This is a genomic window from Ruegeria sp. AM5 (assembly GCF_056540645.1).
Window position 1 is genome coordinate 1 of sequence record NZ_JBQFXC010000008.1, and the last position, 26,211, is coordinate 26,211.

10 protein-coding genes are annotated in these 26,211 nt (G+C 58.3%); 1 reads left to right on the forward strand and 9 read right to left on the reverse strand.

Annotated features, from left to right (window positions below; translation table 11 throughout):
• Positions 1–99 precede the first annotated feature (99 nt).
• The 3 genes from ACR0AH_RS16510 to ACR0AH_RS16520 are packed head-to-tail and all read right to left on the reverse strand — an operon-like array spanning position 100 to position 3,354.
• Complete coding sequence (locus ACR0AH_RS16510) at positions 100–849, reverse strand: N-formylglutamate amidohydrolase (RefSeq protein WP_480592835.1); 750 nt, start codon at positions 847–849, stop codon at positions 100–102.
• Complete coding sequence (locus tag ACR0AH_RS16515) at positions 846–2,546, reverse strand: Na/Pi cotransporter family protein (protein WP_170802814.1); 1,701 nt, start codon at positions 2,544–2,546, stop codon at positions 846–848. Before ACR0AH_RS16515 ends, ACR0AH_RS16510 begins: the two co-directional genes overlap by 4 nt.
• A 4-nt stretch (positions 2,547–2,550) precedes the next feature.
• Positions 2,551–3,354, reverse strand: coding sequence for an inositol monophosphatase family protein (locus ACR0AH_RS16520; RefSeq protein ID WP_170802812.1), 804 nt, complete (start codon positions 3,352–3,354; stop codon positions 2,551–2,553).
• Between the two features lie 375 nt (positions 3,355–3,729).
• Here ACR0AH_RS16520 and ACR0AH_RS16525 point away from each other — a divergent pair, with 375 nt between their 5' ends.
• The gene (locus ACR0AH_RS16525; protein ID WP_480592837.1) at positions 3,730–5,259 is read left to right on the forward strand and encodes a sulfatase-like hydrolase/transferase; all 1,530 of its coding nucleotides are present in this window, start codon (positions 3,730–3,732) and stop codon (positions 5,257–5,259) included.
• A 23-nt stretch (positions 5,260–5,282) separates the two neighbouring features.
• Here ACR0AH_RS16525 and ACR0AH_RS16530 read toward each other — a convergent pair whose 3' ends face one another.
• The 6 genes from ACR0AH_RS16530 to ACR0AH_RS16555 all read right to left on the reverse strand — a co-directional run bounded on the left by ACR0AH_RS16530 (position 5,283) and on the right by ACR0AH_RS16555 (position 26,188).
• A complete protein-coding gene (locus tag ACR0AH_RS16530) occupies positions 5,283–8,642 on the reverse strand; it encodes a Tc toxin subunit A-related protein (protein ID WP_480592839.1) in 3,360 nt (1,119 codons plus the stop codon).
• Between the two features lie 19 nt (positions 8,643–8,661).
• Positions 8,662–15,609, reverse strand: coding sequence for a neuraminidase-like domain-containing protein (locus tag ACR0AH_RS16535; protein WP_480592841.1), 6,948 nt, complete (start codon positions 15,607–15,609; stop codon positions 8,662–8,664).
• 28 nt (positions 15,610–15,637) lie between these two features.
• Entirely contained in the window at positions 15,638–23,605 is a 7,968-nt protein-coding gene (locus tag ACR0AH_RS16540; protein ID WP_480592842.1) for a SpvB/TcaC N-terminal domain-containing protein, read from the reverse strand.
• Positions 23,606–23,904: 299 nt separating this feature from the next.
• Positions 23,905–24,492, reverse strand: coding sequence for a Smr/MutS family protein (locus ACR0AH_RS16545; RefSeq protein WP_170426358.1), 588 nt, complete (start codon positions 24,490–24,492; stop codon positions 23,905–23,907).
• Complete coding sequence (gene mltA / locus ACR0AH_RS16550) at positions 24,492–25,532, reverse strand: murein transglycosylase A (protein ID WP_480592844.1); 1,041 nt, start codon at positions 25,530–25,532, stop codon at positions 24,492–24,494. Before mltA ends, ACR0AH_RS16545 begins: the two co-directional genes overlap by 1 nt.
• Positions 25,529–26,188: a Tim44/TimA family putative adaptor protein gene (locus tag ACR0AH_RS16555; protein WP_170399461.1), complete on the reverse strand. Its 660-nt coding sequence runs from the start codon at positions 26,186–26,188 to the stop codon at positions 25,529–25,531. The genes mltA and ACR0AH_RS16555 overlap by 4 nt, the downstream gene beginning before the upstream one ends.
• Positions 26,189–26,211: the final 23 nt, after the last annotated feature.

Here is a 26,211-nt window from a genome sequence, read left to right on the forward strand (position 1 = left end):
CCATCAAACGGCCCTGCATGTCAACCAGACAAACCAATACCGTATCAATCTCGCCAGACGAAACCTCAGCCTTCAAATGCTCAAATGTCAGTGTCGCGCTCACGATGCGCCCTCCCTGATCGTGATATCGTTCAGCGCCGGTTCAAGCAGCGCCAGTATGTCCCGGGACATGTTGGCAACCTGTACTTCATTGCCCAAAAGATCATTGCGTACTTCGATCATCACATTGGCCAGCCCCCGGCTCAGCGCATGAAGACGGAGCGAATGCGTTACACCGTCAGCGGGGCCATAGGGCTGATTACGTTCCGTGCGGCGATGCGGGATCTGATCCATGTGATCCAGCATGGCATCGACCAGACGACTGTCCTCGTCATGGAGAAGTCCAAGTTCAACCGCGCGCGGCTTACCAAAATAGACTGGCGTGAAGGAGTGAATAGTCACAACGACTGTATCCGGACCGCGCGCATCCAGAACCTGTGCAACAGCCTGACAGAACGGGGCATACACTGCCTGGGTGCGTGCATCGCGTTGCGATTGATCCAGGCCCACATTGCCCGGCACTTCGATCAGTTCAGATTTCTCGGGCATCGCGCTTGCCGCTTCGGGCGGGCGATTGCAATCATAGACCAGCCGCGACAACGTTGAGGCCACCACCGGCGCATCCAGTGCCTGCGACAACACCTGGGTCAGCGCCAACGCGCCAAGGTCCCAGGCGGCGTGGCTGACCTGATCAGCTTCGGACAGGCCCAGCCCATCATATTCTTGCGGAATGTGGTTGCTTGCGTGTTCGCACAGCAGAACAACCCGCCCCTTACCCGCCTGGTTCAGGATTTCGACCGATCCGGTCATCCTTTGACCTCGGTATCCGCATCCTGTTCCATCTGCGGCATTTCTTCGATCAGACGCGTTTCAAGCAACTGCCCATTGCGATACAAGATCGGATAGGCAACCGCCGCGATATGGCTGTTGAATTCGCGAAAGGCGCGCAGGGTTTCGAGGTGGATGTCACTGGTTTCAAAGCTCTCCGCACTGCCATGTTGCAGACGCTTTAGGTGACGTTTGCGGCTGTCACGCTCGGCCCGTTTGATTTCGGTCTTCTCAAGGCTCAGCAGGCGCGCGCTTTCCAGATCGTCCGAGATCAGCACGTTCGAGGCCAGTTTCAGATTGGCCAGAATACTTTCGTGCATCTCGATCAGCTCGGACCAGCCTTCTTTCGAGAACGAGGCGCCCTTCTTGCGCATAACATCTGCCAGTTCAGTCAGGCGTTTGGCCGCCACGTCGCCCGCCGTTTCCAGACGAATGGCATACTCCATCAAGTCACGCGCGATCTTGGCATTTTCCTTGCCGAACGCATCAGCGGGGATCGCCGCCACAAATTGCCGGATGCCGGACAGGCATTCATTCACATCGGTATCCATGTCGCGGATCAACCGAATCTGCTCTTTGTCGCCACTGCGATACATCTCCAGCGCAGGGCGGAACATCGCGCCAACCATGTCGCTCATCCGCAGCAGTTCGCGCTTGAGGCTGGACAGTGCCTGGTTGGGTCTGGCCATGGTGTCGAGATCCAGCGCGCTGATCGGTTGGCCCGGCTGTGAGCTGCTAACGGTTGTCTTAGGATCAGGTAGCAAACGCTCGAACGGCGCGCACAGCATGCCACAGAACGGCAGGGCCAGAACCAGAAGCGAAGCGTTGAACAGCAAATGCGCGTTCACCAGCATCTGCCCGCCCTGCAGGTCTCCCAGCACTCCGGTTCGAAGCGCGAGATTGGCGGCAAACAGAGAGACGATGGACCAACTGCCCCGCAGAGCCAAATTGGCAAAAGGAATGCGTCGGGCAGACATGGGCATGCCGCGTGTCAGCCAAACCGGGATGAAGGCGGACCCGAAATTAGCACCCAACACCAGCGAGAGCCCGGCGGCAAACGGGATCGCCCCGATTTGCACCAGGGTCACACACATCAAGATCGCAGCGACCGAAGAATGCATGACAAAGGCCAGCGCTCCACCGACCAGGAACGCTGTGATGTAATCACGCGCAAGATACTCGGCGATGGCGGGTAGAAAGGCGCTGTCACGGATTGGGTCCATCGCCTCGCGCAGAAAACGCAGTGAGATCAGTATGAATGCGACACCCATCAGAATACGGCCCAACTGGCGCGGTTTCTTGGCCTCTGTCTTGACGAACAGATAGCCGCCGACCGCAAGCAGTAGCGGCACCAACCAATCCAGTTTGAAGGACAGAACCTGAATGATCAGCGCCGAGCCGAGATCGCCACCCAGAACCATCGCGAGCCCGGTCGGAAAGGCCAACATCCCGCCCGCCGCAAATCCGGAGGTCAGCAATGCAACCGCGGCCGAGCTTTGCAAGACGACGGCCATTGTAAGCCCTACCATCGAGGCCTGCACATAGCTGCGCTGCCCCGTCATCACCCGCTGAAACGATGCACCATAGCTACGCTCGATGCCCGTGCGCACCATGCGCACAGCGTAGAGCAGCAGCATCGTTGCACCAGCCAGACTTATGAGGAAACTGACAATCGCCATTCCGTTATCCGTTCACCAGATCAAGCAGCTCGGAATGCAGTTGCGGCGTGGCCGCCGATATGACTCGGCCGTCGGAATTCAGACCTAGCGGCTTACCCTCCCAATCGCTCATGATCCCGCCCGCAGCTTCAACTACGGCGGAAACCGGCAGATAGTCATAAGGCTGCAGATCATAATCGATGACCGCATCCACATGGCCCATCGCAAGTAGTGCATGCGGGTAGCAGTCATAGGCGAAGCGTCGGGTCTGTCCCGAATTCATCAACCGATCAAACAGGGCCGGATGATCCCGGTAAATCTTGTCGCCTTCGTTGACGAAAAAAACTGCGTCGCTCAATTGGTGTGTAACGCTGACCGAGACAGGCTTGCCATTCAGTGTGGCCCCTTGACCTTTCATGCCGATCAGAAATTCGTTCAGGGCAGGCATGCCGATGACCCCCAATCGGGGAACACCATTCGTGAGATATCCCAACAGGAACCCAAACAACGGATGCCCCGACAGGAATGATCGGGTGCCGTCAATGGGATCTACAATCCAGATATTCTGCCGATCCTGACCTTCGAACCCCTGTTCTTCGCCAAAGATACCGTCATCTGGAAAGTTCTCAGCCAAATATTGTCGCACCACGGCCTCGACACCCTTGTCCGCCTGTGTGACCGGGCTTTCGTCCGCCTTGAACTCAACCCCCAAACGTCCCCGAAAGTACCCGCGCGCAGCCTGCGCAGCGATATTGGCGATTTCGGCGGCGTGAATCGCGATATCTGACGTACCTTCGGGCGTTGCAACGGTATTAGGTGGGGTTAGCATCTGTTTTTGTCCCTCATTGCAATGCCTTAAGCAGTATTCAGAGACGCCGTCATGGTACAGGTAAACTGGATGACTAACGGATCGCCATTGCACATGGGTGTTCCGGTTGTATCGTCACTCTGCGATGCTGCATTATGCAACATCTTTTAAGCATCAACGTCACAAAACCCCACACAGCACAGCAACATTAACCCACAAAAAACAACTTATTCAACCAAATTATTCCGTTTTTGGTTGATTAGCGGTTTCGTTTGTGGATTTTTGAGCGGTGGGTATCGCCATTCCGAGGCAAAGCAGGCAATACCGCCGCGTAGTTTTGGCAGGAATACACGCGCAGGGCCAAGGATTCGGTTCAGCGATCAGGAGCACCGGGATATGACAGACAAACACAACGTCCTGTTTATCATTACCGACCAGATGCGGGCGGATTGTTTGTTTGGGGCATTGAAGGCCCATGTTGACCTGCCTCACATGCGCGCATTGATGGAGGACAGTGTTTCTTTCACGCGGCACTTTTCCGTTACCAACCCCTGCGGGCCATCGCGCGCCTCATTGCTGACCGGGCAATACGCGATGAACCACCGGTCGGTACGAAACGGCACGCCCCTGCGCCACGATGCACCGACCATCGCCAGCGAGATGCGCAAGGCAGGGTATCTGCCGATGCTGTTTGGATATACCGACACATCACAGGACCCGCGCGTGTTTGATGCAAAAGACCCGGCGCTCAGGTCATATGAATTCCACATGGCCGGTTTTCAGGAAATGCTGGAAATGCGGTTGGAGATGTCATTCCCATGGCGTTCTCATCTGAAAAACCGTGGATATGAGTTCGAAAACTATATTGATGTGTTCAAACCGGTCGCACCCGATGGCGGTCAGCCTGCGCTGAATGACCCGGCCTTCTACGCGGCCGAGGATAGCGATACCGCCTTTCTAACCGATCGGTTTCTGGAAACCATGCCGGCATATGCGGATGATGACCGGGGATGGTTTGCGCATCTGACCTACATTCGCCCACATCCACCGCTAGTTGCCCCGGCACCATATAACCGGATGTATGACCCTGCCTCGCTACCATTGCCATCGCGACTGCCGAGCGCCGAGGCTGAAGAGGCGTTGCATCCGTTTTTCGCCCCGGCACGGGCCAACAGCACGGTTGCCGGATTTGTTGAAGGCTTCCCGGATCTTGAACCGACGGACGAGGTGATCCAGACGCTACGCTCGATCTATCTGGGTCTGGCCACAGAAGTGGATCATCACATCGGCCGTGTGGTGTCGTTCCTGAAAGAGACCGGGCAGTATGACAACACATTGCTGGTGGTCACCGCAGATCATGGCGAGATGCTGGGGGATCGGCACAGTTGGGGTAAAATGTCGGTTTATGATGCGGCCTATCATACACCGTTGATCGTTCGCGTGCCCGATGGAGCCCGTGGCAAACGGGTCGAGGCACCAACGGAATCGATTGATATCGTTCCAACAATTCTCGATTGGGTCGGACAGGCAATACCGGATTCCATGAATGGGCAATCGCTGATGCCCTTCCTTCAGAGAGAATCCTCAACCCCGGTTGACTGGCGCCGCTATTCATTCTCGGAGCTGGACTTCGCTGATCCGCTGAACCCAACCCGCTGGCAACGCGATCTGGAAACGGGGCTGGAGGAAAGCTGCCTAAGCATCCTGCGCGACGACCGATTTACTCTGATCGAGTTCGCAGCCGACCTGCCGCCCATGCTGTTTGACAGTGAAGGGCAGGGTGAGATGGAGAACGTAGCAGAACATCCTGAACACGCAGCCACATTGGCACGCATGACACGCGACATGTTGCGTCACCGGATGCGGAAAATGGACAAGACCCTGTCAAACTGGATGATCACCCCGGATGGTCCGCGCCATCCGTGACATTCCTATATGGCTGAGGATCGTCAACCACCCCAGGTTACAGTCATCAGCATATCCTCGAACTCTGCGGTGTCGAAAAACAGCACGATCTCACCCGTTGGGCCTGCGGGCAACGGAACCGTCGCCAACTGACCAACCGCCAGATCGCCCAGTTCCGGACGGCGGGTCAATGTGTCCTGAACCACACCTCCGTCGCTTGTATCAGAACGATCAGACACCGTGATTGTTGCCGGAGCAGCATCCAGACTGCTTTCAGCAAAAAGATCGCACCGTTTGAGCGTCGTGAGGCGACCAGCCGACCAATAGGGATAGTGCTCGGGTCGGAGTGTCAGCCGCAGCTCGTGACGCCCACCCGCAGCGGGTGTTTCGCGGCGGAAGCGTGCCCATTCTGTCGGGAACTCGTGCCGCAGTGAGAATAGCCGCACATTGCCCACAGTCCCGTCTGCCGCGATATCGGCTTTCAGATGATCAACCGCCGCATTGCGCACAGGTCCACCGCCATCCCGCGCAGTGTAGCGCAGGTGCAAGACGACGTCCGAGATCGTGTCATAGTCGAACTGTTGCGGATCGCCCTGCGTTGGGTCCGCCGGCAGCTCTAGCCGCCATTCGCTGACTGCGCCCACATTCTCGAATGGTAAATAGCGATCATCAGGCATGCCCTCGAACTGACCGGTTTCCATTTGCGCCGCACTGAACACATTGCTTTCGGCGCTGTGAATATCGGCGAAACGGTCGTCTTCGGGGCCCGTGCGAACATAGCCATCCCCGATATCCGGTCGTTGCCGGATGCTGCTCTTGAGATGCACAAGTTTCGCATGGGTTCCTATATAGGGCCCGGAAACACAGGGCAGGCTGAGCGCAACACTCTTGATCCGGCGGAAGTAATGGCCCGGCCCATCCAGATCGAACTGGGCCTCGGGGATTTTAAAGGTACACCGACCTGTTCTTCGCAGATTGACCAGGGCCAGCGGATCGATTTGTAGCAGGCTGACATGTTTGGTCAGCTCGTATTCGTTGCGATTGTGCTCGTGATACGCAAGCTCCATCCGCTTGACGTCCAGCAGCAGCGCCTCGCCTGAAAGAAGCCCCTTGCGACCGCCATCCCAATAGTTGAACTGCACCAGAGTTTTCTGATCCAGCTCGGGCCGCATCAGTTCGGCTTTCATGGTCTGCTCGGCACGCCGTGCGGTATCAAAGGCAAAGCGGTAGTACTCGTAATACAGCTTTGACAACTCGCCTTGCAGCCAGCCATAGAGCTCTTCGTTGGTGTACTTGTCCTGCAAGAAATCGCGGGTTTGCTCTGATAGACGGATTGCCTTCTTCAAGTTCAGATATTCGCGATGCTGCGCCTGTTCCGCGATCAACGATGTCAGAATCTGACGCCCGATCTGCATCACATCATGGGCCGCCAGATTGTGCTGCAATATCCATTCGTCGGCGCGGCGTTCATAGGCGGCAGCGCGAGCCGCCATCCCGGCCTGATCACGGTTCCAATCCGCGATCATCCCGGATACATCCCCCGCGATCCGCATGACCGAGGACAGCACGGTTCCTACCTTAAAGTCGATGGTGCCACCGAGGCCCCAATAATGCAGGTCCAGTTTCGGGTCGGGGATCGGGGTAAGCGTTGCCGAGATCGAGTGGAATACCGATTTGGCCAGCGTTGTGTCCCGGGCTATTGGCAGCAGGATGTTAAGTTCTTCATTCTCTTTTTTCGACAGGTGAAGGTCTCCGTCCCCGGTTTGGCCTGACGTCTGCGCGCCATCGCCATCGCCCGGACGCTCAAGATCGGGAAACTCCAGCCGCTGAACCGGCACGTCATATTGCGCAACAAGTGCTTCGTAGGCTTCGTCGAAATTGGCCTTTGTCAGGGTCTGACGGGTCAACTCAAGGGTCTCGGGCGCATTTGGATCAGCTTCCTGACCCAGCAGGCGCTTGTAATAGTTCAATCGCTCAAGCGCCGCGCCACGACTGCCTATCAGCGCTTGCGTCGCTGCCTCGGTGTTTTTCCATTGAAGGTAACGAAGATCGACCTGCAGTTTCTGCAAGCTGACTTCGTGACCTTGCCGCAACAGGGCCAGTGCCTCGGCGTCGCGTTTTTCCAAGGCGGTCAGCAAGGCCGACCCGATATTGCGGACCTCTCCGGCCAATTCCGCCGCCTTCTCGATCAACACGCGCGAGCGGACGGGGCTGACCGGTTGATTCAAACCCGAAACGACAGAGCCGATATCCAGCCCAGCCGCCGCCGCCTTGACCAGCATTCCGGGATCGATCGGCGGGTCGAACAGGGCAAGCGGACGAACCTGCCCTTCGATATCCATACAGTTGCGGATTTTGAACAGCCGGTCGGCAACCGTATCCCAATAACCCAGCAGCTTTTCATTATGCGGGATGCAGAAATACAACGTGCGGGCCATACCGAATAACGGCGCAGCGCTGTCGCTGGTGCCCGCACCTGTTGGCGTTGTGAAATTGAAGGGGAACGCGCCTTCAAGCTCAACCAGTGCATTGCCCATCGGATCAAGCCCTTGCGCCCGAAGTTGCGCAAAGGTCCGAGGTGTGGTTGTTCCACCCGCAGGCGAACGCTGCGGCTTGTCGCCCAGCAAGTTCGAGGCGAGCACATAGATCTGCAGCGCTTCCATGATAGCTTCGCGCGTGAATTGCTGGAACAGGTTGTCACCCCAGGCAATCAGATTGTCGAGGTACTTCATCACCACGTGCATCATGAATGAAATCGTCCGTGTGCGCGCGACTGTAAAGGGCTGAAACGGGGTGTTTCGCACCGCTTCATACCCATTTAGGATCGCTTCTTTCTCGGCCAGCTCCGCGTCGGTGCATTCGTCGTTTGGTTTGCTGAGCAGGGTCAACAACGTATCGATGGATTGGGCTTCGCCCTCGCGAAAGGCAAGGAAACGCCAATAGCGTGTGGGCACCGGTACATCGGGGTCATTCTCGGTCGGATCGAAAATCAGATGGAACCAGCGTTGCGCTTCGGCGAAACGTTGGGTCTTGGACAAGTGCACCGCAATGGTCAGCGGCACATGGAACATCAGTTCCCAATTGTAGTTGGCATAAGGCCCACCCATCCGCGTGTCGATTTCCTTCGGGAACGAATGGATGTCGATCTTGTCGGTTTCCTGCGGGGAATAGAGGGAATTGAAGAATGACTTGCGCAAGCTTTTGTGAAACTCCGGGGACAACATCCCGGGCACACCCTGTATGTTCAGACGCTCGATCAACTCCGACACGAAGGGGTGGAAGAAGTTTTCAAACGTGTAGTCCCAGTGTTTTTCATAGCTGATAAGCTTGATCTTCTGGGGGCCGAAAATGTCCTGATCAAGCAGGTGATGATAGCCGTAAGTGCTGATCTTGCTGGTATCCATGATCAAAGTCCTTTCCGGATCAAGTGCGACGCATGCGGACGGTGCTGCCCATCGGGCCGATGTCGCGGTCGCCAAAGCGGACCGTGCCACCGGTGCCCAGCGCTGTATGGACAAAGGCGTCTTCGGTCACGAATGCACGAAGAGTGCTCAGGTCGGCGCTGCCAAAGCCGGGGATTGCAGTCACCCGTTCAATCCGGTCGGGCTGCTCGGCAAACGGCTCGAATGCCAGCACCATGGTATCGATTGTCGGGTCAACCTCGGCCACGCGGCCAAAATCAAGCCAAGTCACAACTTCGACGATCCGCTGCTTCGTGGACACGTAGAACACATGTCGCGGGTCGGCATAGAAGAACGGCGACTCCCAGGCTTCTCCATTGGTCGGGTGATGCGGCTGTGTGGCCTGATCGGGCGCCTTATTGGACAGCAACCGATGCGTGATCCCGTCATTGGAATAGATCGCTGTAAGGCGGTTTGACCCGGTCGACGTAATACGTTTCGGCAAGAAATGCGGCGCCTTCTTGGGTGAGCGCGTATCGGGTGTGCTAAACGTGTTGTACATAAAGAACGAAACGCCCAGCCAATCCTTGTACGAGATCGATATCCGCATCCCGTTGGTCCATGGGAATGAAGACAGGCGGATGCCTTTGCGGAAATTGCGCATCTCTCGGGCTGGCACGTTTTCGCGCAGCAACAGGGGCTCATCAGGATCCGAACTGCGCGGCGGTTGCCAAACGCCATCCACCCGTTCAGTCCAGTTCAGCATGACCTTGACGTCAAAGGTGGGTTCATCAACATCCATCAACGATGACGCCTCAACCTCGGCCAGCGGGCCTGATCCCGCATTGGGTGTTCCTTGTGCCGTGTTTTCCGGCATCATCTTGATCCAGAACAGGAACAGACGATTGTTCCAGACCAGCGGCATGACCGGATTATCCTCGATATCCAGCGGGATTTTCTCCCACGCGCTCCACGAGCCGTAGGCACGGGTCCGGTGGTAATAACTGCGTTTGGCCCCGGCGGTGCGCCCGATAACATGCAACACGTCGTCTGCAGCACCGGGATCGCCTTCGATCTTGTAGAGACCGCATACTTCCAGCTTGGCGACCTCTTCCAGTTTCTGCAGATACCCGATCAGCGAGGTGGCTGCGCGTTCCTCGGTGATGTCACCCTGCAGCAATTCACTCATCGCCTCGCGGAAGAAGGGTGACTGGTCGTCGCGCAATTCCGGCTCCATCCAGTTTTCAGGGTACAGGAAGATTTTCCGGTTTGCCTCCCACACGCGGTAACGCTTCATCCACTCCCAATGCTTGGACCGAAGGCTGGATGCAGCCACACGGGGTTCAAGGTTCATCAGGCAGCGCTCGGTAAAGATCTGTACCGAGGACAATGCGTGACGAACCCGCGAAGTGAGCATGCACGGCTCCATCTGCACGTCCATCAGGAAGTATTCGAACAACTTTTCGGGCGTGTTGATATGCGCCGCATCCGGACGCCCGCGCAGATCGTGCAGGATATGCGCCACCAATGCATCACGCTGGCGCTGGCGCAGGCGGTCATTGATCGGTTGCAGGATTTTCAGCCAGTCATCCGGGCTGTAGCGCGCGCGAAGGGCAGCCCGGAAATTCCGCACAATGGGTCCGGTTGGGGCGGGTGTTGCGGCGTCGATTAGCGCTGTCGCTGGAATCCCAAGTGCCGTCAGCCATTGGGCGATGTCATGAAGCCGCTCCAGAACGGCCAGATCGCCAATATCGGCTGGGGTGAGTCCGAAATGTACCAACAGGGCGGCGATATCCACGGGATCCCAGCGCGTGACTTGGAACAACTCAGCCTCGGCGTCGGCTATGGCGACCGCTGGATTCTCGGCTATCGAGACCAGCCGGGCATTTTCAGGGGCATAAGCCGCCTTTAATCGCGCCATGCGCAGGTGGGCCGTTAGCACCCCCATCAGCGCGGCAGAGGTCGGATCATCAGGTGTGCCGGTGACGGGCAGGCTGTTTGGCCAGGCCGCACCCGCAATCTGCAAATCGCCATGTGTCGTCAGGTGCAAGATCTCAGCGACGTCAAGTTTCAGCGTTTCGGACAACCGGGCAATGCGGCGCGTGCGCAAGTAGGCCGCGCCCAGATGCGATACCGGATCAGCCGGGTAGAGATGCGAAGCGCCGATGACCTCAGTTCCTCGGCCCGGTGCACTCCAACGCAACGCCAGTCGGTCGGTCACATTGGCCACGCCCAGCGCGATTTCGACCAAAGTGCCTGCGCGAAGCTCGATCGCGTTGGTGTTTGACCATATGCCGCCCGCCTCGGTCAGAGGAACAGGTTCGCCTGCGATGCTGAGTGTCACGGTCGCGCCCGCATCAGCTTCGACAGCAATGTTGAAGAATCCGTTTTCAGGCGCTTCCAGATATCCCCGTAACTGGATCGAAATCGAAGAACCTGGTGTGGTTTGATTGTCTGGCAGCACTATTCCAGTGGAGGCGAAATCAATCGCGCCAGATAAGGTTTCGACCCGCGCAGGCGGTGCAGTGTGGGCCGGGCCATCGCTGATTTCAGCACTCAGACCCCCGGATTCGAGCATCAGGGCATCCTCAAGCGCGGAGCTGGCCGGATCAGTCGCCGCATGGAGAACCTCGGCCTTTTCGAACAGGACGGCTGCCAGATCAGCCTCAACCTCGATCGCGGTACCCAGAAGCTGCAGCGCCACCTGGCGTTTCCGTCTTGAGATCAGCTGCGGCAGGATTCCTTCAAGCAGGGCACGATAGGCCTCGGCCTTTGACGCAGTTGAGCTGCGGTATGCGTCGTGAAGCGGGAGCAGCTCGGGGAAGCGGGTGAAGAATGGCTGTGATTGTGCCTCGCTGGCGCTGAACAAAGCGTCAATTGCTGGCGTGAAGGCAGCAGGTGTCCCGGCGACGGCCTGCAGGGCATCTCTGACCGTGGTCGACATGAGCCCGTTGAAAACCAGAACCTTGCGGAAATCGTCATAAGCGATTTGATCGGGCGCCTCGGCCAGGATCGCCGGCTCTAGCGCAGGGGCAGAATGGTCATAGGTAACCTCGGCCGAGGATGTGGCCTCCAGATATCCGAAGAACTGCTCGGTCGCTTCGGCCCCATAGACCAGAGCCATGTGGGACCGGGCAATACCGCCATCGGGATCGTCCACCAGAACAAAGTCATTGGTGATCGCCGCAAACCCTGCACGCAGATCGCGTGCCAGGGTCGTGATGTTTTCTGCGGGCGGTGTCGTCTGGCCACTTGGGTCATGGTTCAACAGCAGCGCCAGCGCTGTTTCCAGCGACAGGCCTAGCTCGGACAGGCGATGCACCAGATCGATAACCGTCAGCAGAGCGGGTGCAGTGGCGTCTTGCGGGCCATAGGGGTCAAGACCGGTGGCTTGCAGCAAACGCTCCAATCCCGGCACGCTTTGCTCAAGCGCGCGCGCCAACCAGCCGCGACGGTAGATTGCGCTGACCGTCTCAATGGTCAGGGGTGTCGTGTCATCGAACCCCAAAACAGCAACGACCCGGTTAAATTCCGGACCCGTCAATGAAAAGGCCGCGCGCAATGTTTCAACCTCGGGCAGCAACAGGGCCGCAGGGTCTGTAAGCACGCCGCCAAAACCATCTTCGGCAAAGGCGGGGTTTTCGCGAGCAGGCCGCTGGAACATTTCACGGAATAGCGCGGCGGTTCCATTGGTGCTGATTGGTCCAAAGAGGGCCAGGATCGGGCGCAGCGCGTCCTCAGGCCTTAGCTCCAGCGCATCAAGGGCCGACATGGCGATGCCCAACTGTGGCAGGAGCTCGGCAAAGCCGGCGTCCATGCGAGCCAGGTCCACCTGCGCGTCGGCGCCGTCCGGCATCTGGTTCGTCGGATAAAGCGCAGAGATGATAGCATCCGTGTCGGCAATGCTAAGTTCCAGAACACGCCACAGACGGACGAACCGGTTAATCCGGATAAAGTCATTCCATTCAAGGCGGTTGGACAACGGATCAGGGTCTGGGTGACGCAGTTCAAGCGCGCTTAGGTCGCACATATCCGACGGGTCTTGCGGATTTGTAAGCACGATCAGACCCATGATCCGGTCGAAAGTAGTGTCATCAAGCAACCATGCCTCGATATCACCGCCAAAGCGTTCAGGCTCGACCCCTGCCGCCATCCGGCTTTGTAGTTCTGCGGAGTTGATCGCGCCGTCCCGGAAGGCCCGGATATCGTCGAAGCCCAGGCCAAGATGCTCAAGCTTCGGGATCAGCGCGGCTCCGGGGTTCACGAACTCGGTCTTTAGGATGTTCACGAGATCAACCGGCGTGATCTCGGTGCGGCGGCATAGGTCGCGCACGCTTTCCAAACCATCACGCACTTCGGCTGCGCTGGCACCCGCATCAAAACCATAAAGCGAACGCACTGTCAGATCGGGTCGCGCTGACCCGGCAACCGCCACGCTTTCGGTCAAGACGGCGTTGAGACCGCGCGAGATGTTCAAGCGCTGCAGCCAGATGTCGCGCCATCCGTACGGTGCATCGTCCAGCGCGTCTGACGAACGCAGGTCAGCCATGACCTGATGTAAAGGCGCGTCGAAACGATTGAACAGGGCCTTCAGTGCCTCCAACGAACGGTCAAACGGCAGGGGGGCGGGGAATTGGGCGATGGCCAGCGTGGCATAGGCGGCATCGCGTACAAATTGGGGGCTGGCCAACAACTCTTCAGGCGGTGTTTGACCATCGGTCGAATGACCCTGATATCCACCCAAAGACATGCCATTGACAACGAAATGCTCCAGCACCTCGTTCACCAAGTCGATGTATGGCACAGGCGTCAGAGTGTTTTCGCAAGTCAGAGGCAGGTGTTGAATATCAGGCCGCCGATCAAGCAACACATCAAGTGGATTGGTGAAGCCGTTCGGAATCTCGGTCGCGGGGCGATCGAGAAACAGCAGAAGATCGACAAGATAGGCTGCGGGGCTGAGGACTGACCGGCAATGCTCGCATCCGCAATAATCCATCGAACCAAATAGCTCTTCTAATGTGGAGTATGCGATCACATCGCCAAAATTGTCCGACCCGCCCGGGGTAGGGTTCAAAAACCCGTCAGCAGCGCCCACGCTGGGGCCGATCGCTGGCATCATCCGATGAGTCATATAGGCGGTGGCCAGATTCAGAACCGCTCCATGGACCTGTTCTGCCTTGCGGTAGATCTGCATCGCGACGGCCTCGTTCAGAACGGCCTTGTGGGCGCGCAGGAACTCATCTTGTGGCAGCGCCACGACCGTATAGGCCGAATCCAACCCTGCAGCCAACATGGCATTCATACTGCTGTCGTCGGGCGAGATCTGATAGACCCGCTGAATGCGTGAGATTTCGCGCACCACTTCTGGCGGTTCGTCCAGCGCATTTTTTGCAATAAAGCGCGCAACGGGCTGCTGGCCTATTTGGAAGGTATCGGCATGTTTTGCGAGGAAATCATGCACGTTATTCGACAGCCCTGTATCGACCAATGGCGTCTCCTGCGCCCGGACCATTTCCGCAACAACCGCAGTCGGGAAAGACAGCCGCACCTGAGCGGCCATGAATTCTGCATAGTTGGCGCGTCTTTCGGCGGCATCCCGGCCCTGAACTGCCTCTGGCACGGGGTCGGTATCATCCATGATCGCGGCCCAGGCATCGGCTTTATGAAAACCCGCCTTCACTAGGCCTCCCAACGTACCGTCCGCATCGCCATCGGTGTCACGGTGCAAGCGTTCGACCAGCTTGGAGTTGTTGAGCGTCAGATAGGCAAGCTTGCCATCGGTCTGCAAACGGGCGGCTTTGTCCTGACCCAACTTACCCTCTACCTCGGTCCAGAATGTATCGAGATCATCACCATGCGCCGCATGGAGCGCGGCAAAAGTTTCACGCTCGTCATCCCGCGTCAGCGAAAGTGCAAGCAAAGGCTGCATTCCGGCCAAAGCCCCGGGAGGGGGCGTATCCAGCCGCACGCGCGCGGAGACTTCGGTAAATCGGGCAAGGGAGGCATCTGTCTGATCCGCCAGTTTGGCGTCGATCAATCCTTCATCCAGCGCGGATTTCCAGATTTGCGCCACTTTAGCAGGGGGCGTGCGGAAAATCGCGGTGTCATTGGCGGGAACACCTGCACGTAAAAGCGCATAGAACAGGCCAGAGTCGATGCGTTGACCACGCCGTCCAGCGGTCTTGTCAGACAACTGCTGGGATAGCGACGCCAGTGCCACGGCGCGCGCGTCCCAACCTGTTTTATTGGCCAGATATGTGATGTCCTGACGGGTGTCGCTTTCTTCAAGTTTCGACAAGGCACCGTTGAACTGACCAGAGAGCGCCTTGGTCAGTGTGGCGTGTTCTGACGACAGTTTTGCGGCACTTTCAGCAGGCAGAACCACGGAAAGCTCGGACTCCGGTCCGGCGTCATATTCCACCGCCGAAGCGGCAACCACATCGTCATTCAAACGCACCTGCACCTGAAGGTCTGGCGCATCCTTGCCGCGCTTGGTGATCTGATCTCCGGTAAACACAATCTCGAAGGCACCGCGTTTACCGGTTGTAGCCTTCCCCAGTTCAACGTCGCCGCCGACACCTTTGTCGACAACAACAACAGCAAGGCCATCAACAGCCGCACTTTGCGCACTTATAACGCGACCGCTGACACGGTAGGTGCCAAAATCCGTCGGCGTGTCCAGTCGAGCGACCAGATCGTTAATCACAGCTGCCGTTCTTTTATCGACACTGCCGGTCGGGGACAGATCGGCCTCTTTCTGAACCAGGCGAACGGCTTCAGTGGTGCCCTTTCCGTAGGTCGGTGTGCGGCCATCCTTTTCGCGCGACACGATATCGGCCAGCGCTCGGCGCGCGCTGATATCATTGGCCAGCAGCAAGCCTTCACGCAGCAGTGCCAGCAAAGCGGATTGCAGATCGCCCACCGTAGCGCGGCGCATTCTGGGCTTTAGCGGATGCGTAACTTTGGTCATGAGGAGGTACCCTTTCTGACAACTGCGTTCACCATTTCAAATGGCCTTTGATGCCCTGGCCTTGCAGGATCGATATCGTGCCTGCCGCGCCCAGGCCAAGGTATCCAGCGGACCGTCGGAAGAAGCCGCCAACGCCGCCCTGACGATGGCCTGCGTCGATTTCGTCCACCCAAAAATCGGCCGCTTCGCGCGCGGCGGTTTTTTCGCCTTTGATTGCGGAGCGAGCTTCGGTTCCGGCCAGTGCAATTGAGCCGAAAGCAGCGAGCCCGGCGGCAAAGACCGATCCGGCACCACCACCCGTGACGAGCTTGCCCGACACCGAGACCACGTTGAGAGTGCCCGAGGCTGTGCCCTCGACCACATTTGCGGTGCCCACGCCGGTCTCGCCTTCGGCGATTTGCGTGATCCCTGTGCCAACCTGAATGCCGCTGGCCGCCATACCGATCACCATTAGCCCACGGCCCATGACCCCTAGGATGGCGCGGCCCCCGGACAGGGTCTGCGACACTGCTTTGCTACCCCGCATTGCTTTGGCGAGCTTGGAGATTGAGGTGATTTTGCCTTGCTTGTTCACCATGTTCATGGTGTCGACTTTTTGCACCATCGACGCAGTATCGGGCGCAGCGCCCGGGCGGTAGACTTGCACGGTGCCCTTGATCATGCCGGTATTGGTGTCGAATGAGGTCAACATTCCGTTTCCCTGTTTCGGGATCTCGATCAGCGTCCAATTGCCGTTGCCATGCGCCACCAGGTGAGACCGGACTCCGGCGACCTTCACACCCTGGGCATGGGTGGTGTTGACGTCTGCAAAGGAAACCATGGCAGTGGGCGGGTGCGTGTGTGCGATAGCCGTCGTTCCCTTTGGAATCGAGACCTCGGGCTTGGTGGCCGTGCCCTTCAATATCTTGAACGTGTTGTTCTCTTTGATAAGGGCAAACTCCTGCACGCTGCCTTCAGTGTTCCTGACCTGAGTCGCCAGCGCATCAAGCGTCTCAAGACCCTTCTGCAACGATGCAACTTCAAGGCCTCCGTTGGGCACAGTGGGCGGCGCAGTGCCCTCGGGATCGTTGAGCGTTACCGGGTTGTTATAGGCATAGGCATAAAGGTTCAGCCCACCTTCAATTCCGATGGGATCAGCGCTGATCCATCGACCGAGCCAAGGGGCGGCATAGCGGGCACCATGATGGTTAAGCCCGGTTTCGGCATCCCGCTCCATCGCGGTATATCGAAAACGTTTCGGACCTAGGCCAGCGGTGGCAACGCCTTGATAGGTGGTACTGCCGAAGGGGCTGTATTCCTCGTAAGACAGAACATTGCCGTTCTCGTCCAGTTCGATCCCCACACTGCCCACATGGTTACTGTGCTGATAACGAATGACGCGGCTGACCGCACCACCGGCGATCGTCGTCTCAACCAACGCAATACGGCCAGCTTCGTCCCCCACATGCAGGGTCTCTCGGGTCCGCGGGTTTGCACCCGGTTCGCGGATAATGTCGAACCCGCCCAGCGAGATCGTTTCGCGACGGATGGCTCCTGCAGCGGTTTCTGTCACTTTTCGGATGCGGGTCCCGTCAGATGCGTAAACAAAGAATGTGCGGTCCCCCTGATGGGCAAGACCGTCCGTATCACCCGGTCCAACTGCCTGACGGCGACACATACGCAGCTGGTTGTCATGATCCCATTCGATCTGATCGAGATGGGAAAGCCGCAACATGTTACCCATCGCGTCATAGCCATCGCCGCCCTGACTGATGATATCATTCACCGCACCGACCGATGTTTGACTTAAGCGGTTCGAGGATACCCCCGCGGCCAGATCGCTGTCCTCGCCATAGGTGTAGGTCCGCGTCCAACCGGGCGCCACGGGATCAGAGCCCCGGTGGCGCATCTCAATCAAGTTGCCCGCAATGTCATAGTGAAAACGCTCAAGATAACGGCCAAGGGCGAAACCATCACTGCGGTGTGGCAGCCGGGTTCGCGCGGCGTCGTTATAGCTGTGGGCGCCGAGTGCGCCGCCTTGCTGGCCCAGATGTTCGCGGCCCGTCGCCTCGATCAAACGATGCAGGGCATCAAACGTATAGTCGTTAGAGGCATCAACACGGCGATTGCGGAAAAAGATCTGCTGTTGCGCGCTGTCGCGGATGTGGATCACGTGACCGGACACATCGTAGATCATGTGCTGCGCCTGCAAGTGGCATCCTGGCCAGCCTGCAACTGGCGGTGTCGGACAGTCCGAGCCAAATCCGGTTGCATCGCGCCGGGTGATGATGCGTTCGGTGAGACGGGTCAACGGATCATGCAGGATTTCTGTTTCAACCGCGTTGCCATAGGTGATGCGTTCGCGGTCGCCCCAAGGGTTGTATGCAATGCCTGTGACCACGGCATGATCCGCAGTGGCGGGATCCAATAAAGTGTCAGGTGCCGCGGGTCGTGCGTGCCAGGCGTCCACCCGATCAAGCCGCGAGGACGGGTTATAGCGGTACTGCACAACCTGGATGCGCGCGCCCGGCGATTGCGATTGCAGCGGCACCAGTTGGACCGGACGGTCCAGCGCGTCAAAGCGGGTTTGCCCTGCGAAAATCTCGGGCTCAGTCGCCACGGGTGCGGCCCAATCGAGCGTGGTGCGAAACTCCTGCGCCAGTTGCCGCTGGCTGCGGATTGGGTTGCCTTTGAAATCATGGGCCAGAATTTCCATCGTGCCGGATTGGTCGCGGCTGATCGCGATGCGTTTGCGGCGGTTCAGGGCTTCGGGCGTCGGCAGCGATTCTCCGTAGATCGTTTCATCGATCCGCAGCTCAGGACCCGCATTGATGCTTAGATGAGTGGCGATGGGTCGGCGCAATACATCGAATTCGTGGCGCAGCCGGTGGTCGCGCGCATCCCACGTAAACGCCGTTTCGCCACTTACATCCGTTAGCCGCCAACGGGTACCGCCCTCCATACTGTCGGTCCGAATGGCGGTGCTGAGCATGTCGAAAGCGGTACGCTGAACCTCGCGCCCAAGCTCATCCCAGGTTCGGCGCGTATTGCCTTCGATATCGATTTCGGTCGCAACGCGGTGGAGTGTCTCGGTCGGTAGGGTGCCCGGGGCCGTGTTGCTGTAGAGCGTGCGGTTCGTGGTGAGGCGCGCGATCAGCGCACCACGGGTATCCGCCAATGCCCGCATCGGTGTGTCATCATAAAGCGCCGATTTCGATGCAGCCTCAGTGGCGCGCTGCCGGTCTTCGGGATCGGGGAAACGGGTAGCCAACGCCTGCGCTTGCGCCGGATCAGTGCGCAGCGCGTGCCAAGTGGGTAAATAGGCAGCCTGCGGCAACCTGCGGAAATGGTCGCCAAGATCGGGGTCTTGGGCGGGATCCGAAATCAGTACAGTATCGCCCGGGTCCCATGTCGTCTGGTCCCAAACAGAAAACCGGTGTTTGCTCCATGTATGATCGGGATTCAAAATCCCGATCTCTCTGCCCAATGCGTCGTAGAAGAAAATTGGGCTTACACCGATGCGGATGTCGGACTCATAGGTCGGGCGATCTGTGAAGAACGGTTCGAACTGTCGAACAATATTGCCTTTGTTGTTGCGCACTTGCCAGCTGGTACCGACCCAGCGTGGCGACGGCGATGCGGACATAACCGGTCGACCATCAGGACCCAACAGGATGTTCCCCGAGCCATCACGCGTTGGGACCGGACCGTCTTCGGCCTGAATCTTGCGTTGAATTTCCTGCCCCATCCCATCTGTAAAGGTAAGTTCGGCCAGGAACGGGGTGGTTTGACCCGGCAAAAGATCACTGTCGTGAACCTCTCGATGCAGGGAAAGACCGATGACGGGTGATGGGACAGGATCCCCACGAGAGTGATAATAGGCCCAGGGATCATAAACATAACGCATTGTCGCGCGCCCAAGTGCTGCCAGAGCTTCAGGTCCACGCGGATTAGTCAGCACTTGGGTGCGTGCTGCAGGCACCAGTGTCGGATCAAAGCCATCCAGCCTGTCACCTTCGTCGGGCCCATCGACCTTGCCCATTCGGGCCATGCCGGTCACGCGGCCATAGGCGTCAAAGACCACCTCGCTGCGATTACCGTTCTCATCGGTCAATACCAAGGCTTGCAAAACGCGATAATCCTGTCGGCGTTCGGTGATTGCGCCTGCTGGACCGGTCGAGCGTACCCCTGCCGACATGCGATTGCCCAATGCGTCCTGCGTTTCCTCGATCAGCAGGTCGAAAGCGTCATAGCGGGCTGTTGTTTCCGTATGTGTCGCAGGCTGATGGAACGGGTCCCGCAGGCGATGTGGTCGAAAGAAATGCTGTCGTGCAAATGCCAGCTCTTGCGCGGGCGTATCACCGCTTGAGGGCGACAAAAGCTGACGGTCCGATGGGCGCCACCACTGGCCGTCGCCGTCAATCTCGGTGTATCCCGCCTGCGCCATCTCGGCCGCACCAACGCGGCCTCCATAAACCTGCGTGACAAGACCCGGCGTGAAGGCCAGTTGGAAGCTTTGATGGAGAAGCCCCAAACTGCCCATCTGGCCAAGCGGCAGTGGGCCGGTCAGCGTATCATCCCTGAAGTACTGACGGCGGTGTTCGATCAGACGACGCTGCACCTGACCCGCGGTTGGGGTCGCTTCATAAGTAAGATCGGCTGCAGCGTTCGCCTCTGTCTCGATCTCATCAAAGGACAAACGCGTACCCGGCGCTGGGCTTAAGCCGGTAAGCTCAAAGCTTTGTTCTTCACATGACACCGGGGCGCGGTAGGTTTGATCTGTCGCGATCAGGTCCGTGACGCGCCGCGTGTGTAATACCGCATGTAACTGCGCCTGACGCGCCTGATCTTCAGGCGTCAGCGTCGGATCAGGTGTTTGCCGGCCATACATGACATCGACGCGGCGCAGTTCAGTCCCAAACGGGTCAACCTCCAGTATGACCTGATGCTGAAGGCGTGGGTCATCGGGGATCCGCTCATAATGCGCGGTTAGACTTTCCCGGGCATGGGTCAGAAACACGGCATGACGGTTGGGTCCACGGGATTGCAGAAGATGCACAGTCTGCGTTTGCTCGACCACCTGATAGGGGTGACCGTTGGGATAGCCGGGCTTCGCCCTGCCATCGAGCGCATAGGTTTCACGCCGAAGCACCGTGCCGCGAAGCGCGCGCGCAGCCTCGCGGGTTTCTCCGGTTGTCAATCCGGGTGGCAACACCGTGTCTGGCAAAAGCCGCCGCCGCGCTTCAACATCGTCGTCACGCCAAGCGGGTGCGCGCCAGTATTCCCCACGATCCTGCCCATCAAGCAGACCAGCCAAGACATCGGGCAGACTACCTTGGTCGAGATACACGCCGGTATGAAACCATGTTCTGGTCAGTACGGGCGGAACATGAGATGCCGGGTCTTCGTTTGATGCCAGTGGCCCCAGCGCATCTGACGAGAGCGTCGCAAATTCCTCGGTGTCCCATTGTTCGACCATGCCGAACCCGCGAAACTCGCGCTCGACCCCGTCGAAATGACCATGGTGAAAGGCAAAGCGAGATACGAACCGGGTTTGCGCCACACGATCATGTGTAACGATGCGATCAACCACCTGCACCGGGAACGGCAGGCGCGTGGCCCAAGGGCGTCCTTCATAAAGGTCTTGCAGGTAAAACCGCGACGACGAGGCATAGTGCAACTCGGTCTCGCCACCGAAATTGTTGACATATCGGGTCATAAGATGCGGTTTTTGTCCGCCCATCAGATCGACGTAACGCAGTGGCTGACCTGCGTCGCGGGACAAAGTAGAGGACCACACAAGACAGGCGGTGCCCGTTCCAAATAGATCGAGCAGATCAACCGAAGTTTCGGTATCAAGCGGCGGCACATTCCCTAGGCGTCGACGCGGTGCAAGCCGGTTGCCAGACATGTTGAAATAGAGGTCGATACCTTCTGCACCCAGATAGACAATGTCGGTGGTGCCCGAGCCGTCGATATCCGTCAGGCGCAGGCGGCTGCGGTCGAACATCTCGAGGCGATCAAATTGCGGCGCGTCGTCCATAGCCACTTTGGTGCCGAAACGCCCATATCCGCAATTGGGCCAATAGGCGACTTCATCACAGCGGATACGAACCAGATCAGACAATCCGTCGCCGGACATATCCGCCAGAAAAATTGCAGCCTCAGGATCGGAAAACACAAGTCGGGGTCCGTCAGTGTCGTTCCATGGCTGCGCTTGCCTGCGCGCGGGGCCAAACCCGGCCTCGCCTTCGGAGAGGTGCCAGACAAAAGCGGTGTCCTCGGTCAGAAGAATGTCAGCAAGGCCATCGCCAGTCAGGTCAACCATCTTCATGCTGTCGTTGGACACATCTACATGTGGCCAATATTCAAACGCGCGGAAGTCGGACCAGCCGGATTGCGCGTCGCGCTCATGGAACCCCGGAGTGGTCCGGTCCATTACCACCAGATCCGGGCGACCGTCCCCTGCAAGGTCCATCCATTGGCCTGACTCAGCAAATGCAGGCCGCTCGGCAACCAGCACGGGGGCCGCAAAGCGCGCCGTGCCGTTCATTGGCCCAAGGTTGCGAGTGTAGTGCCAGGCACCCGGGGTCGAGGTCAGTATTCCACCAACACCGTCACCGTCCAAATCAACCCAGTTTGCCGGATCGGTAAGTCCGGCCGGAGCACCTTCGGTCTGCCCGCGGTCAAGGCTGTGCACAATATCGTTCACCTCGGCCCGGCTATAGGTGAATTCCACCGGTGGAATCGCCTGACGCCGATAGGCAAGGAACGTGGCTCCGTTCACATCGCGCGGTGCAACAGTATCGTCCGGAGCGAAGCCCGACTGCGCGACCGCCATGAGGAATGAGCCATAGCGCGTACTGCCGAGGTGCTGACGCTCGTCATCAGTGTCAGCACCGGGAGGGGTGAAATCGTCATAGGAAAACTCAATTGCCTTCACGAGACCGCGATAGCCCGGTTCGCCCGTCGGCAGGTCGGGGATATCGTGAAATGTCAGAATTCGATGGCAGCGACGATAGCGCCGAACCTCAAAGCCCGCGCGGTAGCTTGATGTGGGGTCCGGGCGCACTTGCCAATTTCGGCCGGGATCAGCGGATGCATGGACAAGCTCATGCTGTGCATCCGCCGCCACGTTGGGATCAGGTGCGATTGGCAACAGGTGGTCTTCGCCATAATCGAATACGACCGTGAACAGCCATCCACCTGCATTCACATCCGGATCAACCAAACGAGAGACTCGATTGCCGTAGCGGATGCGTTTCAGATACCGCTCGGCTGTGCGGGACCGATTGGCTTCGTGCGCCTGCGCCTGATCGATTCCAACTGCGTCTTCGGCGACATGCTCGTATCGGATGGCGTTGCCTTTGTCGTCAAAGGTCTCGGACAACAACCAGCGAAATACACGGGCGGGGTCGTCCGGGTCTGCCACCCTTGATAGGCCTGACGCGCCATAGATCGAAGTGACGTTTTCGCGCGACGTGACACGCCAATGCGCGATACCCGTCGCCTCGTCTGTCCACCGCTCAATGCGGGCAAAGGTGCTTTCGATCCGGGGGCGGAACCTGTGGATGGTCACACCTGGAAACCGCGCGCGATCTTCCCATTGTGCCCCCTGAGAATCGAGCAGCGGCACCAGATCTTCAGACCCCGAAATCAGGAAGACATCCGATCCGGCGGCATCGTCGTATTGGGGCAGGCCTTTTTCCGTTTTGCGCGTGATCTCGGGCAGCGAAAGTGACCATCCAAAGCCGAAAATGCCACTGCTGGTGCCAGCCTCATAGCTCAGTTGCAACTCTGGTGTGAAACCACCGCGCCCGGGGCTGACAGGAACCGGAATCGTCAAGGACGCAGACCCGGTCACCGGGTTTGAGGTGATCTTTTCACCAATACCAGAAATCGCGCCACCGCCTTTCGGCAGATTAAGCGACAGCACATCTTTGTTGGCGCCATTGTCACCTGAAATGGCGGATGCTTCCGACCTTTGGGGTCGGGAAATGGCAGTGGAGCCTAACATTCGGCCACCATAAATTCGTCATAAAAATATCAGCGCCACAAGGGCGCTTTACGTAAGGTAAGCAATCGGAAACCGCTGGGTCAATGCAATCAGATGGGATCGGCGATTGTCTGCCATACCGTTCTGGTTGTGTTGTTAAGCACAACCTCGCAAGCCTTGGACAAGGCTACGAAGTTTCATTGCGCCGGCAGTTTATCACCGGGGTTGCGGGACCTGCAGAAACAATAAACCAGTAGGGGTAAGGGCAGGGTTCGCGTGCGAATCCGGTTCATGTGGACCAGCTAGAATCAGCGATCCGACTAACGGACGCGCCTGAGGTAAACGTAATAGGCGCCATCACCGCCATGGCTGATATGTGCGGGTGTTACTTGCAGCACTGCTTGTGCAAGTGGTGGAATAGATAACCAGTGGGGCACCTGATTGCGCAAGACCCCACGCGGCGTTGGAATGGGTCCCGGTTCGTCCCGGTCCTTGCCCTTGCCGGTTATGACAAGCACCAGCCGTTTGCCCTGTGCCTGTGCGGTCAGGACGAACCGAACCAATGCGGGATGAGCAGCGCTCATGCGCATCCCGTGCAGGTCCAGCTTGCCTTCGGGCTTGAGCTTGCCGCGTTTCATGCGACCAAAAGACTTGGTGTCCATCTGCACCGGATTTGCCCGCAAACCTTCGGTGATCGATGGCTTAAGGTTATTCCGTGACGGTTTGGTTGGCGCAGTCTGACCCAGTTCAAAGGCTTCTATCCGTGCCTTGGGCGTTTTGGTCGGTTTGGGCTTGGGCAAGGTAGTGGGGTGCACAGTCTGAGGCAGTTCGGGGTGCAAACGCTCAGCCTGTTTGGCGACCTTGCGCCACAAATCGATCTCATCCGCAGTCAGTTTGCGCCGGGTCATCAGAACTCATCCGGTAACAGGGCGTAGGCCCTCTGGATCGGCAACAGCACAACCATACGGCCGGGATCCTTCAAGCGACCGGCGGCCTGCCCGGCATCATCCCCTGTGCCAAAGAAAATGTCGGCACGTTGCGCACCCTTGATCGCCGATCCGGTGTCTTGTGCGATCATCAATCGGCGCAGCGGGTTTTTGCCATCCTTTTCTACCCAAACTGGCGCGCCCAAAGGTGTATAAGCCGGATCTGCCGCGATACTGCGCATCGTGGTCACTGAGCGGTTCATGGCGCCTAAAGGCCCGAACTCGGGCGCGACACGCGTCACTTCACGGAAGAAAACATACGAAGGGTTGTGTAGTAACAGCTCAGCCCCGGCTTCAGGGTTTTTGCGTACCCAGGTCCGGATCATCTGCGCGCTGACCTGGTGCGCGCCCAGCGCACCCCGTCGGACCAGTTCCGCGCCGATCGAGCGATAGGGATGCCCATTCGCACCGCCATATCCAACCCGCAATGCACCGCCATCGGGCAGACGTATCCGGCCCGAGCCTTGAATTTGCAGAAAGAACAGCTCAACAGGGTCATCGACCCACGCTATCTCAAGGCCCCGACCTGTCAGGGCGTCACCGGTCAGCAGGTCACGGCGACTGAGCCACTTGCCCGCCTCTCGCGCCTCGGGCGGCATCCGATAGAGTGGATAGCGGTATTTATCAGTTGGGGTTTTCGACCCATCCAGTTCAGGTTCAAAATATCCGGTGAACAGGGCGTCATCGCCGTCTTCGACCAGAACAGGACGAAAGAACAGCTCGAAAAAAGCCCGCGCCGCGCCAGGTTCATAACTCTGAGCCACGCCACACAGCGTCTGCCAATCAGGATCGTCCAGATCACCACAGGTGTTCAGAAAAACCGAAAGGGCCGCCCCGTGATCGTCGGCGGCCCAGCCATCGAGGTCATCGAATGACAGGATGGATCGCGTCGCCTCGGCTCCGGCGGCGCTGGCAGTGGTCATGACGACCCACAGAAATAGCGACCGGAGCGCTGCAATCATGCGTCCGTGGCAACAAGCAGCCAGTTCGGATCGTCCGCGCCCATGACACGGGCAAAGGTCCAGCTGTCCTTTTGGCGTTTGACGGTGTTCGGGTTGCCTTCGACAATATCCCCGCCGCGATCGCGCACGACCGACGTCAGCTCACCGATAAAGCGCATGGTGATCTCGGCCTGATTGGTATCCTTATCGAAGGTCGCATCGACCAGAGTGGTTTCACGCACCCCGATGAATTCGGCTTCGATGGTCAGACCTTTGTCTTCACGATCCGCAACAACTGATACAAAACTGTCGAATACTTCTTCGGACAGGAACGGCTGGATTTCGTCCAGATTGCCCTTTTCAAAGCCCATCACGATCATCTCATAGGCGCCGCGCGCGCCCTGCACAAATTCGCTGACAGAAAAACTGGGTTCGACCCGCTTCATTGCGGCCAATGTTTGCGCCTGTTCACTGTCTTCGGCCACATGGTCGGTGATGTCGTGATCTGGCCCGCCTTCAATCACTTCGAAATCACGGCGCGCGCCATTGGTATCAGGCTGTTGCTGAAGGGGCGGTTTCTCAAAACCTTCGCGTGTACCCAACACGCTTTTCAAGCGCAGGATCAGGAAAATGGCAATTCCGGCCAGCACCAGAAGCTGGATCAGGGGTGAGTTCATTTCGTCCTCTTTTCAGAACCCGG

Excerpts from the sequence above, each read along its gene's own strand:
- ACR0AH_RS16520 (WP_170802812.1), bottom strand. The coding sequence starts at position 3,354 with ATGCTAACCCCACCTAATACCGTTGCAACGCCCGAAGGTACGTCAGAT.
- ACR0AH_RS16540 (WP_480592842.1), bottom strand. The coding sequence starts at position 23,605 with ATGTTAGGCTCCACTGCCATTTCCCGACCCCAAAGGTCGGAAGCATCC.
- ACR0AH_RS16530 (WP_480592839.1), bottom strand. The coding sequence starts at position 8,642 with ATGGATACCAGCAAGATCAGCACTTACGGCTATCATCACCTGCTTGAT.
- ACR0AH_RS16535 (WP_480592841.1), bottom strand. The coding sequence starts at position 15,609 with ATGACCAAAGTTACGCATCCGCTAAAGCCCAGAATGCGCCGCGCTACG.
- ACR0AH_RS16525 (WP_480592837.1), top strand. The coding sequence starts at position 3,730 with ATGACAGACAAACACAACGTCCTGTTTATCATTACCGACCAGATGCGG.
- mltA (WP_480592844.1), bottom strand. The coding sequence starts at position 25,532 with ATGATTGCAGCGCTCCGGTCGCTATTTCTGTGGGTCGTCATGACCACT.
- ACR0AH_RS16555 (WP_170399461.1), bottom strand. The coding sequence starts at position 26,188 with ATGAACTCACCCCTGATCCAGCTTCTGGTGCTGGCCGGAATTGCCATT.
- ACR0AH_RS16515 (WP_170802814.1), bottom strand. The coding sequence starts at position 2,546 with ATGGCGATTGTCAGTTTCCTCATAAGTCTGGCTGGTGCAACGATGCTG.
- ACR0AH_RS16545 (WP_170426358.1), bottom strand. The coding sequence starts at position 24,492 with ATGACCCGGCGCAAACTGACTGCGGATGAGATCGATTTGTGGCGCAAG.
- ACR0AH_RS16510 (WP_480592835.1), bottom strand. The coding sequence starts at position 849 with ATGACCGGATCGGTCGAAATCCTGAACCAGGCGGGTAAGGGGCGGGTT.